Annotated in this window: 12 protein-coding genes; 4 read left to right on the forward strand and 8 right to left on the reverse strand. The window is 71.0% G+C overall.

Going from position 1 to position 17,397, the window contains the following annotated elements; translation table 11 throughout:
* Nucleotides 1-135: 135 nt before the first annotated feature.
* A complete protein-coding gene (locus tag ACFKCF_RS09405) occupies nucleotides 136-2,109 on the forward strand; it encodes an alpha/beta hydrolase (RefSeq protein ID WP_394492573.1) in 1,974 nt (657 codons plus the stop codon).
* Nucleotides 2,110-2,631 (forward strand): hypothetical protein, encoded by a 522-nt coding sequence (locus tag ACFKCF_RS09410; protein WP_394492574.1) that lies wholly within the window; start codon nucleotides 2,110-2,112, stop codon nucleotides 2,629-2,631. It abuts the gene before it with no gap.
* Here the strand turns inward: ACFKCF_RS09410 and ACFKCF_RS09415 are convergent.
* The 7 genes from ACFKCF_RS09415 to ACFKCF_RS09445 all read right to left on the reverse strand — a co-directional run bounded on the left by ACFKCF_RS09415 (nucleotide 2,621) and on the right by ACFKCF_RS09445 (nucleotide 13,190).
* A complete protein-coding gene (locus tag ACFKCF_RS09415; protein ID WP_394492575.1) occupies nucleotides 2,621-5,521 on the reverse strand; it encodes a glycosyl hydrolase in 2,901 nt (966 codons plus the stop codon). The two genes, ACFKCF_RS09410 and ACFKCF_RS09415, sit on opposite strands and share 11 nt — an antisense overlap.
* 141 nt (nucleotides 5,522-5,662) lie before the next feature.
* Nucleotides 5,663-7,477 (reverse strand): right-handed parallel beta-helix repeat-containing protein, encoded by a 1,815-nt coding sequence (locus tag ACFKCF_RS09420; RefSeq protein WP_394492576.1) that lies wholly within the window; start codon nucleotides 7,475-7,477, stop codon nucleotides 5,663-5,665.
* On the reverse strand, nucleotides 7,474-8,241 hold the full coding sequence (locus ACFKCF_RS09425) for a hypothetical protein (protein WP_394492577.1): 768 nt from the start codon (nucleotides 8,239-8,241) through the stop codon (nucleotides 7,474-7,476). Before ACFKCF_RS09425 ends, ACFKCF_RS09420 begins: the two co-directional genes overlap by 4 nt.
* Nucleotides 8,242-8,249: 8 nt before the next feature.
* On the reverse strand, nucleotides 8,250-10,184 hold the full coding sequence (locus tag ACFKCF_RS09430; protein ID WP_394492578.1) for a hypothetical protein: 1,935 nt from the start codon (nucleotides 10,182-10,184) through the stop codon (nucleotides 8,250-8,252).
* Nucleotides 10,185-10,186: 2 nt separating this feature from the next.
* Nucleotides 10,187-10,993 (reverse strand): carbohydrate ABC transporter permease, encoded by an 807-nt coding sequence (locus tag ACFKCF_RS09435; RefSeq protein ID WP_394492579.1) that lies wholly within the window; start codon nucleotides 10,991-10,993, stop codon nucleotides 10,187-10,189.
* Nucleotides 10,990-11,922: a carbohydrate ABC transporter permease gene (locus ACFKCF_RS09440; RefSeq protein WP_394492580.1), complete on the reverse strand. Its 933-nt coding sequence runs from the start codon at nucleotides 11,920-11,922 to the stop codon at nucleotides 10,990-10,992. The genes ACFKCF_RS09435 and ACFKCF_RS09440 overlap by 4 nt, the downstream gene beginning before the upstream one ends.
* The gene (locus ACFKCF_RS09445; protein ID WP_394492581.1) at nucleotides 11,919-13,190 is read right to left on the reverse strand and encodes an ABC transporter substrate-binding protein; all 1,272 of its coding nucleotides are present in this window, start codon (nucleotides 13,188-13,190) and stop codon (nucleotides 11,919-11,921) included. Before ACFKCF_RS09445 ends, ACFKCF_RS09440 begins: the two co-directional genes overlap by 4 nt.
* Before the next feature lie 161 nt (nucleotides 13,191-13,351).
* Here ACFKCF_RS09445 and ACFKCF_RS09450 point away from each other — a divergent pair, with 161 nt between their 5' ends.
* The gene (locus ACFKCF_RS09450; RefSeq protein WP_394492582.1) at nucleotides 13,352-14,431 is read left to right on the forward strand and encodes an FCD domain-containing protein; all 1,080 of its coding nucleotides are present in this window, start codon (nucleotides 13,352-13,354) and stop codon (nucleotides 14,429-14,431) included.
* 67 nt (nucleotides 14,432-14,498) lie between these two features.
* Here the strand turns inward: ACFKCF_RS09450 and ACFKCF_RS09455 are convergent, their stop codons facing one another.
* Complete coding sequence (locus ACFKCF_RS09455; protein WP_394492583.1) at nucleotides 14,499-16,901, reverse strand: glycosyl hydrolase family 95 catalytic domain-containing protein; 2,403 nt, start codon at nucleotides 16,899-16,901, stop codon at nucleotides 14,499-14,501.
* A 193-nt stretch (nucleotides 16,902-17,094) separates the two neighbouring features.
* On the opposite strand from ACFKCF_RS09455, the gene ACFKCF_RS09460 reads away from it, so the two are divergent.
* A complete protein-coding gene (locus tag ACFKCF_RS09460) occupies nucleotides 17,095-17,394 on the forward strand; it encodes an aldo/keto reductase (RefSeq protein WP_394492584.1) in 300 nt (99 codons plus the stop codon).
* The last annotated feature ends 3 nt before the right edge of the window (nucleotides 17,395-17,397 follow it).

Below are 17,397 nucleotides of genomic sequence, written 5' to 3' on the forward strand. Positions count from 1 at the left end.
AGCATTCCCGCAGATGAACGCGCGGTAGCCTCCCGGAGGAAGACCGGCCCGGCGGCCGCGCCGGATCGTGCACGGTCGATCAAAGCTCAACGTCGATAACGATTAGTTATGATTCGACTCCGTACGGTGATGGCTGTGTCATCGTACAAGGTCGTGGCAGGTGACACCGCAGGGTTGGAGGAGACCCTGGCCCGGGTGGTGCGACTGGCCGGCGATCACGTCGGCGCGCTCGACTCCAGCATGCGTTACATGGCGGCACACGCCTGGGCCGGTGGCGGCGCGGGCCCCTTCGCCCAGGCCATGGGTGAACAGCGGGCCCGGCTGCAGCGTGCCTTCGAGACCGCGGCCGCGCAGATCGCCGACCGCATCCGCGCCCTCGGCGGGCACGCCGCCCCGCCGTCGCTGTCCACCCCGCCCGCCGCCGCCCCGTCCGCGCGCGGCGGCTACGCCGGGATGGACGTGGAGGCGATGACCCGCATGGTGGCGGACCTGGAGCGCGCCGGTCACGAACTCCCCTCCGCCGGCGGCCTGCTCTCCGCGGCGCTGGGCTCCGCGGGCCTCAGCGCCGCCCCCGCCGCGCAGGTCGGGGACGTGGGCGCCTGGGCCGCCGGACAGGTCACCGACCTGCGCAGAAGGCTGACCGTGCTCCAACGCCGCCCCGACGGCGAGGCGGCCACCGCGGCGGTGCTCGGCTTCGGGCTGTTCGGCGGGTCCGCCCCCGCCCCGGGCCCCATCGGCGACGTCCTGTCCGCCGCCGCGACCGGCGACACCTCGGCGCTGGAGAAGCTGGTGGCGGCGCAGCGCACCGGCCAGGACCCCACCCTCGCCGCCCGGGTCAGCGCCTGGTGGCAGCTGCTCGACCCGGCCGCCCGCCGGTGGCTCATCGACGCCGCGCCGCAACTGGTCGGCTCGCTCAACGGCGTGCCCGCCACCACCCGCGACACCGCGAACCGGGCCTACCTGGCCATGCGCAAGGACGCCGTCGCCAAGCGGCTGGCGGAGCTCCGGGCCCTGGACGAATCCCTGGCGAAGGGGATCATCGTGGCGGACGCGTGGCGGCGGATGACCACGCGCCGTGAGATCGAGGAGCTGGAGAAGCAGCAACGGCAGATCGAAGCCGTCACCAAGAGCCTCGCCCTGGGCGGGGTCAACGGCCGCCCGCCCGCGTTCCTGCTCGCCCTCGAACTGGGTGGGCTCGGCAAGGCCGCCATCTCCTTCGGAGACCCCGACAAGGCCGACTCGGTGGTCACCTCCGTGCCGGGCACGGGCAGCACCCTGGAGGGGATCGGCGCCGACGTGGCCCGCGCCGGAACCCTCTGGGACCAGGCGAGCCGCTCGGCCCCCCGCACGAAGACCGCCTCGATCCTCTGGCTCGGCTACACGGCCCCGCAACTCGACGCCGGGATCCTCCGGGCGGACACCTCCGTGGCCTCACCCCATCTCGCCCAGACCGGAGCCGGCCCGCTGGCCGGTTTCCTGGACGGCCTGCACGCCACCCACCAGGCGGCCGGCACCCCCCGGTTCACCGTTCTGGGCCACAGCTACGGCAGCGTGGTAACCGGCATCGCCGCCCAGACGCGAAAGGGGACGTTCGCCGATCAGCTCATCCTCGTGGGCAGTCCGGGGACGATGGCGATGCAGGCCAGTGATCTGGGAGTCAAGCAGGTGTGGGTGGGGGAGTCACCGCAGGACCCGGTAGCCGACTTGGGGCATCTTCCGGTGAGCGGTAGGCGGGACCCCGTCTCGGGCGTCCTGCAACCCGCCTTCCCGAACGGCCCCGGCCCCTTCGGCACCGACCCCAGCAACATCGCCTTCGGCGCCAACCGCTTTGTTGTCAGCCCCACGCCGGTTTCGGGCTTCCTAAGTTTCACCGGGTACGACATTGGGACACACTCCGGTTACTGGAACGATGAGTCGGTCTCTCTGAGGAACATGGGATTCATCATCGCTGGTCGGTATGACCAAGTGGCGAAGCTGCCGACGCCGAAGCAGGTGCCGACGCCGACACCGTTGCCGACGCCGTCGCAACCTCCGGCACGTCCTTCTCCGGAACCCGTGTCTCCGCCGTCGCCCACTCCGCAGCCCTCGCCTACCCCGCCAGGAGACTAGATGTTCCGCTCCGTCAGGTTGATCATCGCGGCCGCGGTTCTCATCGCTGGGTGCGCGCCCGGCGGAGCTCTGGGAGGAGCGATGAACGCATCGGCCGACAAGCCGACGATCACCAAGGCTCAGGCGCTGGCTCGCATTGAGCAGCTCATCAACGGGACCGTCGCCGTCATGCATCCCAAGCCCGAATTGGAGCTGCACCAGCCCAGCCTCAACGACAGCCTCTGCCTCGACCCGGTCGACGGAGGCTCCGAAGATCGGCTCATCATCAATCGCACTTACTACCTGCGCGGACTGCCCAAGGACTCGCTCAAGGAGGTGGTCGCCCAGGTGAAGGCGTACTGGCAGAGCCAGGGCCACTACATCGAGGCACAGTCCGAGAACGGCCTGCAACTCTACGGGCGCTCGCGCCCCGACGATTTCTTCATCACCATCGGCTGGACGGAGGGTGATGTGCTCACCCTGGGCTCCACCTCCACCTGCTTGTGGCCCAACGGCACCCCCGAGCCCTCGTCTACCCCCTGAACCCCAGGCGGGCCTCCCCGTACGGGATGAGGCGGACCGGGCCGAGGAGGCCGTAGGGCTGGCGGGTCAGGTTGCCGTAGACCGTGGGGTCCGTGACTCTGAGGCGGTTGCCGAGGGGGGTGGCCACTTCCACCTGGAGTGTGCGGACGTCCCGGTCGAGGTCCACGACCGGGTTGAGCTGGTTCACGGGGGCCAGGTGGTGGCCGTCGGTGAGGATGCGGCAGGTGTCGGTGACCGCGCCGAGCTCCAGGTACGCCCCACCCTCCAGCTGTACGTCGGTGGTGTAGAGGCCGATGCCGGAGGTGTCGGCCAGGGTGGGGATGTCCGACCAGGGGGTCAGGTGGTCGAGGGTGAGCCGGTGCGTGGTCGTGCCGTCGGGACGCCAGTCGGCGACCTCCAGCCGCCACGACGACAGGGGCACCGGGTCGGGGACGGGGCCGATCGCGGTGGTGACGGTGCGGCCGTCGGACAGGGTGGTCGTGTAGGTGCCGGCGCGGGAGGCGCGCACCACCAGTGTGCCCTTGTCGTATCTCACCAGGTCGGCGTCCGTCGTGACGGCGTGAGGTCCCTTGACCGGTCCGGTCCCGAAGAGGCCGGGGCGGCCGATGGCCAGCACCTTCGACTCGCCCGGCCGCAGCTTCACCCGCAGGCGGATGCCGTCGGCGTCCGCCGCGTAGAGTGCCAGGCGCTCGGCGCGGCCGGTCCACGGGTCCAGGAGGTACGGGACGCCGTCGCGGGCCGTGCGCGACAGCGTGACGTCGTGGTCGATGGGCGCCACCGGCGGCTTGGGGTTCTCGGTGTGCTTGCCGTTGCACAGGTAGTAGTAGTCCACCTCGCCGGCCACCCGGCGGGCCGCCAGCAGCGTGGACGCGGTGGCGTACCGGATGTCGGGCCGCACGCCGAGGGTGGCGAGCGCGCCCGGGACCTCCGCCTGGTCGGCGACGAGCCGGACGGACGGCTCGGCCAGCAGGTCGGTCAGGACCGCTCGCAGCCTCTCGTTCTCCCCCTCCGCGGCCACCCCCGGCACCGAGGCGGACCGCCACGCGCCGAGGAGCACGACGGGCAGCCCGGCCCGCGCGTACGACAGCAGTCGCCGCGCCACCGCGACCGTCATCGTGCACTCGGAGGCGTAGAAGCGGTCGCCCTCCACGAACAGCGCCTTGTAGGCGGGCCCGGAAGGCGCCAGCCGGAGGCCGGAGACGCGGGCGGACGGCCGGTCGAGCAGGGGTGCGCTGATGAACTGGTGGGTCCACCCGGTGGGGACGCCGCTCGCGGTGAACCAGGCGGCGCCGATGCCGGTCTTGGTGTACCCGGTCTGGCGTAGGACCGCCACGTCCGCACGTGGCACGCCTTCCCGCAGAATCTGGTGGATTCGAGCGAAATATCCGGAAATGTCGGCGATGTGCCGCCAAGTCGGCTGGCGGGGGCCCCAGGACTCGGCGTAGCCGGCCGTTCCGGAGTAGGGGGTGAAGGCGGCGAAGCCGGGCCAGGCCGCACCCGGCGCCGTGGCGTAGGAGAAACCGTGCAGGACGGTCTGGTTGAGCCCCGCCGCGTACGCGCCCCCCATCGTACGCAGCAGCTTCGTCCAGGTCGTCGTGTACGCCCCGCCCGCGTACGCCCCTGCCTCGCACGACAGCACCTCCCGCCCCGCCAGGTCCCGGCCACCGGCCAGGCAGCGATAGTCGTCGAGGTTCTTGAAGCCGAGCGACTCACCCTCGGGCACGTCGACAATGGCCGCGGCGGCGATGGCGTCGGTCTGCAGCCCGTACGGCTGCGCCCGCAGCTCCAGGCCGATCGAATGCGCCCAGTCGCGCAGCATCCCGAAGTGGTGCTCGTTGAACAGCTCGGAGACCGTGTCCCAGTAGTCCTTGCGGGCGTGCCTGGTCAGCACGGCGTCGTAGGCGAAGACCGGGTCCTCCTCCGCCAGCACCACCACCGGCAGGAACGGCGCCAGGGAGTACCCCCGCCGCCGCTCGAACTCCGCGAGCAGCCCCGGCGTCCACGGCAGCGCGTCGCTCTCGATCTCGATGGAGTCCTCGAACAGCGCACCGCCCGCCCGCTTCAGCAGCCTGCGCACGGTGGGCGTGAGCAGCGTGGACTCCCAGTAGTCGATCACCGCCCGGGTGCCCGCCCGGCTGAAGTGGTCCACCACGTACGCCTCGGGCACGGTGTGCGGGCCGGACTCGGGACGCTGGCCCGAGCCCCGCTCCCAGTACGCGATCAGCACCCACTCGTCCCCGTCGGGCGCCGTCCAGTCGACGCGCCCGTCGTTCACGGGCACCCGCACCACCGAGCCGGGGTCGAGGCCGGTCTCCTTGCGGGTGGAGTTCGCGGGATCGAGCCGGGCCGCCTGGACCAGCAGCAGCGTACGCGCGGGATGCCCGGCGACGGCGGGCGGCGGCACCTCGCCCGCGTACGTGGCGCCCCCGGCCACGGTGACCGAGCCGTGCGCCAGCTCCTTGACCGCGGCCGGGTGCTCGGGCGTGATCGTGGGTACGGCGGCCGGCCAGGAGGGGCCGATGGTGAGGTCGATGGTCAGGCCGCGCCGGGCCGCCTGGTCGAGCGCGGCCTCGACGGCGGCGTTCCAGGCGGGGGTGCCCCAGCCGTGCCCGGCCGGGTCCAGCACGGACTTGTCGCGGATGCTGTGGTGCACCGCCGCGATCTCCGCCCCGCCGAACCCGGCGTCCGCGAGCGCGTCCACCTCCCGCCGGATCTCGGCGGGATCGACGTGGGCGTCGGGCCACCACCAGCGCACCATCGGCCGCACGGCCCGGCGCGGCCGCACGAACCACCCCGCCCCGGGACGATCGGTTGCGGAGGCCGGCGAGCCGGGGAGGGCGACGGCGAGGGTCGCGGTGAGGAGAAAGCCACGGCGCGAGAGGTCGTCCATGATGAGTGCGCTCCAGGGGGTGCGGTGCCCGCGCGACGGACGCGGGACACAGGCTGCTCGGAGGCTCGAGGGGAGGGCCCGGCCGGACCCAGGCCCGGGGGCGAGGGGCCAGCCCGGGGGGCCGGACCCTCGCGACCGTGTCTAGCTCGGGATCGGGTACGGGAACGCGCTCGTCACACCGATCTTGTCGTACTCCATCTTCGAGGTGTCGAAGCCGTCCGCCCAGTTGGCGTTCTTGACGTCGTTGCACTTGTAGGCCTGGTACTTGTCGTCGCTGACCTTGCCCACCTCGACGTTCTCGATCGAGAACCCGCAGCCGCCCGCGTCCATGTGGACGCCGCGCGTGCCGGAGTCCGGCATCTGCCCGGCCGGGTCGTTGATGACGTCGCCGATCACCATCTGCGAGACGTAGTTGTCGATCGGGTGCGGTTCGACGTTGTGCACGCCGTAGGTGTAGAAGGCGCCCATGTCGCCGCTGTCGAGGCCGGTCTCCTCCAGGCGGATGTAGGAGAACCTGTTGTTGCGGGCGTAGTTGTCCTCGTTCTTGATCTCGGGGCGGACCTCCAGGCTTATGCCGTAGCGGGCGCTGTGCTTGACGACGATGTTGCTGACCTGGTTGTTGCCGGTGTTCATCAGCTCGATGCCGGCCGCGTCGCCGGGCACCAGCTCACCGACGTGGTAGATGTAGTTGTTGGTGAACGTGTGGTGCCCGGTGATGTCGCCCTCGCCGGGATAGCCGCCCTCCACCTTGATGCCGTCGCCGCCGATGTTGTCGAGCAGGCTGTCGGTCACCTTGACGCGCTCGTTGGCGAAGAGCAGGAAGACGCCCGTGTAACCGCTGTCGGACAGGTGCAGCCTGGTCAGGTCGATGTCGCGGGAGTTCGTCACGGTGATCATGCCGAACCGGTTGCGCGGCATCTCGATCTGCCGGTCGTAGATCGGGTACTTGTGCTCGTAGCCCGAGTCGCCGGGGCCGTTCCACCCGTAGCGGTACCAGTCGACGAAGTCGGAGTACTGCAGCGCCAGCCCGTCGAAGACGAGGTTCTGCACCCGCCGCTCGGGCGAGGACCCGGCCAGGGAGATGAGCGTCTTGACGGTGGGCGCCACGACCTTGTCGATCGAGCCCTTCGGCCAGTAGTAGACCTCGCTGTTGGCGAAGTCGAAGTAGTACTCGCCCGGCTGGTCGAGGAAGCGCAGCGTGTTCTGCAGGAAGTAGCGGGAGCCGCTGCGGCTGTTGACGAGGCTGAAGCGGGCGTCGTAGCTGAGCGTGAAGAAGTTCTTGCGGAAGTCGGCCCCGCCGAGCGGCACGGTGTCGGTGAACCAGCTCCACGACCCGCCCGACCAGACGACCATCTGGGCGTTCTTGTCGAAGTCGGCGTCCCACTCCTTCGGGACGTCCTTGGCGTCGAAGAAGAGCCAGTTGTGCACGGCCTGGTACTCCGCCTCGGGCAGCACCGAGAACAGGTACGGCGACCAGAGGTCGTCGCTGGTCCTGTTGGGGTAGCGGGCGGTGGTGGCGCGCTTGCCGTCCTCGAAGAGCGTGTGGAAGTTCCGGTCGACCTTGGTCTTGTAGATGTTGTCGTCGTACTTCTGCCAGCCGGTCAGCGGCCTGGCCCCGAGCAGCCTGGCCTTGCCGGGGCCGTCGGCGCTGCGGTAGATGATCTTGTGGCCGTTCTCGCCGGAGTCGGCCTCGGTGAAGGTGATCGTCTTGTCGACCACGTAGTCACCGGTCTTGAGGTTGACCACGATGTCGCAGTTCTGGTGGTACTTCTTCTTGGCCCGGAGCTGGTCGCGGGCCTGTTCGATGGACTTCCACGGGCGCTGGGCGCTGCCGTCGCCGCGGTCGCCGCCTGCGGGGGAGACGAAATAGTCACACGTCTTGGCGGCAGCCGCCGGGGTCGGGGTCGTCAGCCCGCCCAGGAGTAAGACGACCGCGCCCAGGGACCTGAGGATCACTGGCTCTCCTTAACTTCCCGCCACCGCTCGTACTCGGCGCGGGTCTCGGGGGTGAGTGGGTAGTAGTCAGAAAGCGCCCCGCCCTCCTCGATGCGGGCGCGGCTGTAGCGCTCCCACTGCTCGTGGTCGGCGGCGGCATCGAGCACCGACGCGGCGCGCCGGCGCGGCACGACCACGGCGCCGTCGTCGTCGGCCACGCACAGGTCGCCGGGCAGCGCGAGCGCCCCGCCCACGGCAATCGGCACGTCGTACGCCCACGGGAACAGCTCCGCCTGCGAGGCGTAATGAGGGGTCGCGCCCGTCGTCCAGAGCGGCAGCCCGATGCCGCTCACCCGGGGCAGGTCCCGGATCCGGCCGTCCACGACGATGCCCGCGCCGCCCTTGCGCTTGAAGTAGCGCACCAGCATGTCGCCGAAGCAGCCGGTGTACGCGCTGCCGTACGCCTGCACGAGCAGCACGTCGCCGGGCTCGATCGTCTCCAGCACGGCCCACAGCGCGGTGTGCCGCTCGACGTACTCCTGGCCGAGCCCGGAGGCGATGTCCTCACGCTGCGGCATGAACTGCAGCGTGCGGACCCGCCCGGCGGTCTTCTGCCCTTGGGCGATGGGACGCGGTCCCTCGATGAAGGTCCGCCGGATGCCCTGGGCGTGCAGCTTGGCGCAGGCGGTGGCCGAGCTGATCCGCTTCAACCCTTCCACGAGGACGGGATCGGGTCCGGCGGGCAGCTGCCCGCGAACAGGCAGATCCCAGATGGCGTCGTCCATGTGACTCCTCAGTAGTGCTGGTGCGACGGCGTGCGGACGCGCGCGGTCGTGTGCAGGTCGAGCCGGATGCGGCGACCGGGCGGCAGCTCGACGAGGAGGCGCGGCCCGTCCACCGTCACCTCCCGCTCGGAGTCGGTGATCGGGGGAGTGGTGTAGGCGCGCGGGTCACCCGGGTAGTCCTCGCCCCCCCGGGTGATGACCGCACGGTCGATGCGGTGCTCGCCGAACGCGCCCGCCTGGACCACGACCCTGCGGGTGTGGGTGAGGCCGAGGTTGACGAGCTCGACACGGGTGCCGTCGGGGCGTACCGAGTCGACCAGCGCGGCCACGTCCCGGGGCAGCCCTGGGCGTTGACGGTCGGCGTCGAAGTAGGCCAGCCGGGTGGGCAGCAGCCCGCCGTTGTAGAGCACCTGCGGGGTGCCGGTGACGAGCTGCAGCAGCGCCTCGGTGAGCACGGGGTTGAGCCGCTGCCAGTGGTGCACGTGGATGGCGGACAGGTCCGCGCGGTCGGCGTCGATGAGCGCCATGCGGCGCTGCACCTGGCCGAGCGCGGTGGACAGCATGGCCTCGGGGAAGCCGGGGTTGGCGCCGCGCAGGAACTCCAGCCAGGGCGCCTCGTGCCCGGCCTCCTCCTTGTTCCTGAACGGGCGCACCGTGGCCCAGTCGTAGCCGGAGGCGGCTCTCAGCCGGTCGATCCGGTCGGCGTCCCGCCCCCCGAGCGAGGCGTGCCAGAGCCAGACGGGCAGGCCGAGCTGCGGCGGCTGGAAGTCGAACCAGCCCCGGTCGTCGTGCCGGTTCGGCACCAGCATGGTGGGCTTGCCGGCCTCGTCGCCCAGCTCGGCCAGCCAGCGGTCGCTGATGCTCATCTCCGTCTCGGTCACGCCGGCCTGGACGGCCTTGTCGTACACGATCTCGAGGGGGTCGCGGCCGATGGCGAGCGCGGCCTCGTCGCCGGTCAGCAGGTGTGCGTTGACGGCGGCGATCGCGGCGGCGGCGCCGACGCTGTAGAGGCCGTGCGGCCACTGCCAGCCGTAGTTGCCGCCGTACCAGCGGCCGCCGTGCAGCTCGCCGACCTCGCCGGACGGGCCCACGTTGTCGGGCAGGATCCCGCCGTTGGCCGCGGCCCGGCGCTCCCATGCGCCGATGTAGCGCAGGGCCCAGTCGCGGTAGCGGTCGTCGCCGTCGTACAGCCAGGCGTTGACGGCCAGGCTGGTCGCGGCCAGGTTGACGGCCACGTCGCCGCGGCCGAGGCGCTCGTTCATGGCGGCGCCCATGCGGGCGGCGTTGCTCGGGTCGCCCAGGTCCTCCCACTCCGCGATGCCCGGCAGATCGCGCAGCGGCAGGCCGTACGGCCGCATGCTGACCAGGTCGGTGTGGTAGGACGCCCACTCCCACTGCAGGCCGTAGCGGGGGCCGCCGGCGCCGTTGTGCGGCGCGCGGATGATGTCGTGCTCGGCGTCGTAGTTGGCCGAGCCGGGCAGGTAGAGGTCGGCGAAGCGGCGGGCGCGCTCGCGGAAGCGCTCGTCGCGCGGGTCGGCGGCGCAGATGCCGTAGAACAGCAGCAGCGACTCGCCCTGGTGGAACCAGTCATAGCCGCGCTCGAACTCGTCCACCAGGTAGCCCAGCTCCGTGAGCTGCGCGGTCACGCCCTCCCAGTGGTGCTTCGAGGCGTCCAGCAGGTCGTCGGCCCCGCCCAGCTGGTAGAGGGTGGGCCAGTTGAAGAACGCCTCGTAGAAGTCGTCGGCGCCGTCCCGGTCCGCGGCCGGTCCGTGGTAGACGAGCCGCCCGTCGGGGCCGCAGTAGCGGGCGGCGAACGCCCGCCAGGCCTCGTCGAGGGCGTCGAACAGCCTGCGCTCGAGCACCGCCCAGACCGGTGGCACGCCGAGCGGGACGGTCGCCGTGACAGAGGGGCCGTTCGCGGGTCCCGTAGATACTGTCCGCATCTTCACCCTTTCGTTGCTCCGGCGGTCAGGCCGCTGATGATGTGCCGTTGCATGAAGACGAAGAAGACCAGCAGCGGGGCGATGGCCAGCAGCAGCGTCGGGAAGACCACCGTGTAGTCGGTGGAGTACTGGCTGACGGCCGCGTAGACGCCGGTGGTCACGGTGTAGAGGCCGCTGCCGGGGCCCAGGATGATCTGCGGGTTCACGAAGTCGTTCCACACCGAGAAGGTGTTGAGGATGACCATCGTGGCGACCGCGGGCCTCATCAGCGGGAAGACGATCTGCCAGAACGTACGCAGCCTGCCCGCCCCGTCCACGGCCGCCGCCTGGTCGAGCACGGCCGGGATGGTGGCGATGTAGCCGGCGTACAGGAAGATCGAGAACGGTAGCGTCAACACGGTCTCGAACAGCACGAACCCCCGGATGGTGCCCATCAGGCCGAGGGTCTTGAGCACGTACACGACGGGGATGACCAGCACCTGGCCCGGGATGAACGTCCCGGCCAGGAAGAACAGCATCAGCACCCGGAAGCGACGCTTCGGGCTGCGCGCGATCACGTAGGCGGCCGGCGCGGCCAGCACCACCGACAGCGCGTTGACCGCCACCACGAACAGCAGCGTGACCGCGTACCCCTTGAACACGTTGAACTGCGGGTTCGTCAGCGCCCTGCCCAGCGGCTCCAGCGTGAGGCTCCCCAGCCCGAACGGGTCGGCCAGGATGTCCTGCTGGCCCTTGAACGCGTTGACGGTCAGCACGTACAGGGGGATGAGCATGAAGGCGACGGTGGCCCAGAGGAACGTCCTTCTCACTGGTGCACCGCCAGCTCGCCGCGCCTGCGCAGCCTGGTCACCACGAACGCCAGCGCCGCCGTCACCAGCATGAGCAGCACCGACTGCGCGGAGCCGAAGCCGAGGCGGGCGTCGTGGAAGGAGTTCCACAGGATGAGATAGGCGACGGTCTGCGTCTGCCCGGCCGGGCCGCCCGCCGTCAGCGAAACCACCAGGTCGTACGTCTTGAGCAGCGTCACCAGCGACAGCACGATGTTGACCGTCACGGACGGGCCGAGCGCCGGGAGCGTCACGTGCCTGAACACCTGCCGGCGCGTGGCGCCGTCGATGCGCGCCGCCTCGATCAGGGAGTGCGGCACGGCCTGCAGCCCCGCCAGGTAGAGCACCACGTTGACCCCGAACCCGGCCCACACCAGCACCCCGATCATGGTGACCGTGGCCCATGCCGGGTCCGACAGGAACGGGAGCACCTCGCCGCCCCACTTCGTCACCAGGTTGTTGACCGCGCCGTTGGTGCCGAGGATCGCCGACCAGAGGAAGCCGACCACGAGAGCGCTGAGCACGTGCGGATAGAACAGGACGATCCGGAAGAACGTGTTCGCCTTCGAGGCGCCGTTCACCAGGAGGGCGAAGCCGAGGCCGAGCAGGTTGAGCCCGGCCGTGCCCGCGGCGGCGACCAGCAGGGTGACGAGGGCGGCGCGGCGCAGCTCGGGGTCGTCGAGGAGGTCGAGGTAGTTGGCGGCGCCGACGAAGGCGGGGTCGGCGCTGAAGCCGTCCCAGTCGGTGAGGCTCAGGTAGAGCGCCAGGCCGACCGGGACGATCAGCATCACGGTGTAGAGGACGGTGGCGGGGGCGACCATGATCGTGTTGGCCCACCCGTCGCCGCGCTTCCTTCCCGGAGGGGCGGGAGCTTCGGGGAGGGCTGGGGGTGCTTCCCGGGTGAGCGTCATTTGCGGCCGGCCAGCCACCGGTCCACGCCCTCGGCCACTTCCTTGGGCGACTTGCCCACGTACAGGCCCTGGACCTCGGTGTTCCACGCGGCGTTGAAGCCCTTGGGGAGGGTCGCGTCGCCGTACCCCTCGCCCTGCGGGACGCCGGACGGGGCGCTGTCGAGGATCTCCTGCACCTGCTTCTCCAGCGGCGTGAACTCGCGCTCCACGCCGGCGCGGAAGTTGCCGTCCTGCTCGAGCTGGCTCTTGACCGCCGCCTGGTCGGTGACGAGCCACTGCACGAGCTTGAGCGCCGCGTCCTTGCTCGGGGTGGACTTGAGGATCATGTACGGGGCCGCCATCGTGGCGCCCTGCGGCCCCGGGTACGCCTGGCCCTTGTCGACCGGGGCCGGGAAGACGCCGACCTCGAAGTCCTTCTTCGACTTGGCCTCGGCGGCGGTGAACCAGCTGCCCATCACGTACATGGCGGCCTTGCCGGACAGGAACGCGGTCTCGGCGTCGGCGTACTTCGTGCCCAGGGCGTTCTTGTCGACGTACCCCTTGTCGATCCAGGTGCGGTAGCGCTCCAGGTAGGGCAGCAGGGACTCGCCGGCCTTGAGCTTGCCCGCCTTGACGTCCTGCTGCCAGGTGGGGTGGAGCTGGGCGCGCGAGGGGCCGGAGAACTGCAGCAGCTGGAGCCCGGTCAGGAACTCGCCGCCGGTCTGCAGCGGCAGCCACCCGGCCGACTTGAGCTTGCCCATCGCGGCGTCGAACTCGTCGAGCGTGGTCGGCGGCTTGTCGATCCCGGCCTTGTCGAACGCGCTCTTGTTGTAGAAGACCAGCGACTGCGCCTGCACGCCGACGCCGACCGTGTAGATCTTGCCGCCCAGGCTCGCCTCCTTGGCCAGCGGAGTGTCCTTCGCCCACGGCTGGTCGGTCAGGTCGAGCATCTGCTTGGAGAGCGTCTCGTCCACCGTCAGCGTCTCGACCACGTCGGGCGCGTTGCCCGCGGCGAGCTGCTGCGGCAGCGTGTCGGCCACGCCCTTGCCGGTCGGCGCCTCGACCTTGACGTCGATGCCGGGATTGGCCTGCTCGAACGGCTTGACCAGGCCGTCCCAGTACGCCTGGGTGAGGTTGGGGGTGATGTTGACCAGCATCCGGACCGTGATCTGGCCGCCGTCGCCCTGCTTGGCCTGCGAGTCGCCGGCGAAGCCGCCCCCGCCGCAGCCGGTGAGCAGGAGCAGGCAGCTGAGGGCTGTGGGGGCGAGGAATGGATGGGGGGAACGCATCGCACCTCCAAGGGGGCGAGATCTGCGACGCCTTTTAATGGGTCGATACTCGATTAGCGATTATTTAATACGTTGGTCACATAGCCTCGTCAAGGGGCTATGTGGAGCTACAAATAAGTTTCCAGTGAGTGACTGAGTCATAAATACGTTAAGGTGGAGCCGTGGCTGGACGCGATGACGACAAGCGGCTGGTGCTGGGCGAGGAGGAGCGCACCGCTCTGCGCGAGTGGGCCGAAGGGTCCTCCGGAGGGCTGGGGTTGCGCAGCCGGATCGTGCTCGCCTGCGCGGACGGGCTGGCGCGCAAGGAGATCGCCGACCGGCTCGACGTGAGCCCGGCGACGGTGGCCAAATGGCGGGCCCGCTTCGTGGAGCGCGGGCTCGACGGGCTGGCGGACGCGCCGCGCCCCGGCCGCCCGCGCACCGCGGAGCGGCAGGAGGCCGAGCGCGTGATCGCCGCCGCGGCCGGCGGCACGGCCGTGCCCTCGACCCGTACGATGGCGCGCCAGCTCGGGCTGTCGCAGTCGACGGTGGCCCGGATCTGGCAGGAGCAGCAGATCGCGCCGCCCGCGGCCCGGCTGCTGCCCAGGGAGCTCCTGTCCGACCGCGTCTACGCGCTGCTGCGCGGGTGGATCGTCTCGGGGGAGCTGGTGGCGGGGCAGCGGCTGGTGGAAGCGGAGATCGCCCGCCGGGTCGGCACCAGCCAGGCCCCGGCTCGTGAGGCGATCAAGCGGTTGGCGCACGAGGGGCTGGTCATCTCCTATCCCAACCGGGGGAGCTACGTCGCGGAGATCTCCGACGAGCAGGCCCGGGAGGTCCGCGACATCAGGGTGCTGCTGGAGGAGTATGCCGCACGGGGCGCCGCCGCCCGCATCCAGGCCGACACCCTGCGGGAGCTCTCGGCCGACGTGCTGGCCATGCGGCAGGCCGCCCAGGACGGGGACATCGGCGCCTTCCGCGACGCCGACCTGGCCTTCCACCGGCGGGTCTGCGCGGCCTGCGGCAACTCGTTCCTGCTGCGGTTGTGGCGGACGATCGAGTCGAACCTGTGGAGCCTCCACGTGGTGGGCAATCCGCTGTACGACGGCGACTGGACGGCCATGGCGGGCCACCACGACGACCTGGTGGCGGCCCTGGCGTCGGGCGACCCGGACGAGGCGGCCCGCCTCTTCGCCGCCCACGCCCGCGGCGAGGCCTCCCGCACCCGCCCCCGGGCCCGCACCACCCCGACGGACACCGTCTGAGCCCCGGCGCCCGCCGCCGGGGGATGCCCGCCCGCCCGTCCGGGCGGGGCAGGGCGGGCAGCGGGGGTCAGGTGGACGGGGCGAGGTCGTAGGTGGTGTCTCGGCGGGTGTCGAGGACGACGACGTTGGGCTCGGGGCGGGAGACGGTGACCGGGCGGCCGTGGGAGGTGACCGTCACCGGCGCGGCCGTCCGGAGGGTGAGTTCGCGGCCCAGGTCCGAGCGGATCCGCCCCCGGGTCAGCGCGCCCGCGCTCCACGACAGGTCCACCTCGAACCCGCCCCGCGCCCGGAAGCCCCGGATCGACCCGGCCGGCCAGGCGGCGGGCAGGGCGGGCAGCAGGTGCACCTGGTCCCCGTGGCTCTGCAGCAGCATCTCCGTGATCCCCGACGTCCCGCCGAAGTTGCCGTCGATCTGGAACGGCGGATGCAGGTCGAACATGTTCGGCGCCGTACGGGCAGGCAGCAGCAGGTTCGACAGCCGCTTGTAGGCCTCGGGAGCGTCGAGCAGCCGCGCCCAGAAGTTGATCTTCCAGGCGAGCGACCACCCGGCCCCCGCCTCGCCGCGCAGCTCCAGGGTGCGCCGGGCGGCGGCGGCCAGGTCGGGTGACAGGCGCGGGTCGATCTGGTGACCGGGGAAGAGGCCCCACAGGTGCGAGATGTGGCGGCTGCGCGAGAGCGCCGCGTCCCCCCGGTAGTCCTCCTGCCACTCCTGGATCTGCCCCAGGTGGCCGACCTGGTTGGGGACGAGCCGCGACCGGGCCTCCGCGGCCTTGGCGCGCATCTCCGCCTCGACCCCCAGGACCTCCGACGCCTCCGAGAAGGCCCCGAACAGGTCCCGCAGGATCTGCATGTCCATCGTGGGCCCCGCGCAGATGCTGACGTTCTCCCCGCCGTCCTCGTGGTGCCCGACCTCCGGGGAGTGCGACGGGTTCGTCACCAGGTAGCCGCTGCGGGGATCGGTCTGCAGCGTGTCCAGGAAGAACTCCACCGACCCCTTGATCAGCGGGAAGTGCTCGCGCAGGCGCCGCTCGTCCCCCGTGTAGAGGTAGTGCTCCCAGAGCATCAGGCACAGCCACGCCCCGCCGCTGGGCCACACACCGTAAAAGGCGAAGTCCACGGGCGCCGTCCCGCGCCAGCCGTCGGTGTTGTGGTGCGCCACCCAGCCCTTCGCGCCGTAGTGCGTGGCGGCGGTCCTGGCCCCGGTCTCCGCCAGATCCTTGATCAGGTCGAACAGCGGGTCCATGCATTCGACCAGGTTCGCGGGCGCGGCGGGCCAGTAGTTCATCTCGCAGTTGATGTTGATGGTGTACTTCGACTCCCACGCGGGCGTGAGCGAGTCGTTCCAGATGCCCTGCAGGTTGGCGGCGTAGCCGGGCGAGCGGGAGGAGGAGATCAGCAGGTAACGGCCGAACTGGTAGTACAGCGCGGCCAGCCCGGGGTCGGTGTCGAGCTGCTTGCGCGCGATCCGCTGGTCGGTCGGGAGCGCGGCTGCCTCCGAGGCGCCCAGGTCGATCTCGAGCCGCCCGAAGAGCCGCTGGTAGTCCCGTACGTGCTTGCGCTTCAGCACCTCGTACGGCTGCCCGCACGCACGGGTGAGATGCTGGCCCGCCACCTCGGCCGGGTCGCCGCCGACGTCCTTGTAGCTGCGGTAACTGGAGCCCATGGAGATCAGCAGCGTGACCTCGTCCGCCCCCTCGACGATCAGCGAGCCGCCGTCGGTGCGGACCGCGCCGCCGCGGGCCTGCGCCCTGGCCAGCGCGCGGAAGCGGACCTCGCCCTTCAGGCCCTGCGTGTCGGTGCTGACCCCGTCCAGGGCGATGGAGTCGCGGCCGGCGGAGGAGGTGGAGGACGCCTGCGGGCTGGTGAAGGCCGCCTGGAACGTCACCGCGCCGGGCCTGTCGGCCGTGTGGCGTACGACGATGACCTGGTCGGGGTTGCTGGCGAAGACCTCACGCGTGTGGCGCACGCCGTCGCGCACGTACGTGACCGTGGTGACGGCCCGGGTCAGGTCCAGCTCGCGGCGGTACTCCGTGAACTCCGCGGCGCCGGGGAAGGTCAGCGTGAGGTCGCCCAGCACCTGGTACGGCGCCTGCTCGCTGGGCTTGCCGAGGAACTTCTTGTCCGCCAGGTTCTGGGCGGCCTGCCACTTGTCCTCCCAGACCAGCCGCCTGATCTCGGGGAGCGCGGCCAGGGCCTCGGGGTTGTCGTAGTCGTGCGGCCCGCCGGCCCAGATGCTGTCCTCGTTGAGCTGCAGGCGCTCGGTGGCCACGCCGCCGAAGACCATGGCCCCGAGCCTCCCGCAGCCGACCGGCAGCGCCTCCAGCCAGGCCGCCGCCGGGCGGTCGTACCAGAGCGCGAGCGGGCCGGCGGCCGTGGAGGCGTGCGCGGGGGCGGCCACGAGCAGGGATCCTGCCGCGGCGCCTAAGCCGGTCTTGAGTACGCCTCGTCGTGTGTAGCCGTCGTTGGACACCGTCACTCCTGTTCCAGAACACGGTGGAGGAAAGAGCGCATGGATGCGTACGACCCGTCCGGCTCAGCAGCCGCTCACAGGGACGCCACAAGCGCGGTGAACGTAGGATGTATCTTTACGCGAAAAAGTCATCTGATGTCCATACCTCCCGTAGATCTAGCCGAAAGATGGGAGCTCTGCTAGGTTGCCGATCATGGAGAAGCTCGGGCGAAGCGGCGTTGGCGTTTCCCGGATCGGTCTCGGCACCGCGGGGCCCGGCGCGTACCACGACTACGCCCCGGCGCCCGAGCCCGTGCTGAAGCGGGCGCGCGGCCTGGCCGAGCGCTGCGCCGCCTACGACGTGCCGCTCGCGGCGGCCGCGCTGCAGTTCCCGTTGCGCCACCCGGCCGTTACCGGCATCGTGGTCGGCGCCCGCAGCCCCGAGGAGGTGGCCGAGGACCTCGCCCTGGCCGCCACCCCGATTCCCGAAGCCCTCTGGACCGAGTTGGACTGAGCC

The sequence above is a fragment of the Nonomuraea sp. JJY05 genome, assembly GCF_043496855.1.
Taxonomy (GTDB): domain Bacteria; phylum Actinomycetota; class Actinomycetes; order Streptosporangiales; family Streptosporangiaceae; genus Nonomuraea.

Coding starts and splice junctions, on each gene's coding strand:
- ACFKCF_RS09410 (WP_394492574.1), top strand. CDS start 2,110: ATGTTCCGCTCCGTCAGGTTGATCATCGCGGCCGCGGTTCTCATCGCT.
- ACFKCF_RS09415 (WP_394492575.1), bottom strand. CDS start 5,521: ATGGACGACCTCTCGCGCCGTGGCTTTCTCCTCACCGCGACCCTCGCC.
- ACFKCF_RS09425 (WP_394492577.1), bottom strand. CDS start 8,241: ATGGACGACGCCATCTGGGATCTGCCTGTTCGCGGGCAGCTGCCCGCC.
- ACFKCF_RS09430 (WP_394492578.1), bottom strand. CDS start 10,184: ATGCGGACAGTATCTACGGGACCCGCGAACGGCCCCTCTGTCACGGCG.
- ACFKCF_RS09440 (WP_394492580.1), bottom strand. CDS start 11,922: ATGACGCTCACCCGGGAAGCACCCCCAGCCCTCCCCGAAGCTCCCGCC.
- ACFKCF_RS09445 (WP_394492581.1), bottom strand. CDS start 13,190: ATGCGTTCCCCCCATCCATTCCTCGCCCCCACAGCCCTCAGCTGCCTG.
- ACFKCF_RS09460 (WP_394492584.1), top strand. CDS start 17,095: ATGGAGAAGCTCGGGCGAAGCGGCGTTGGCGTTTCCCGGATCGGTCTC.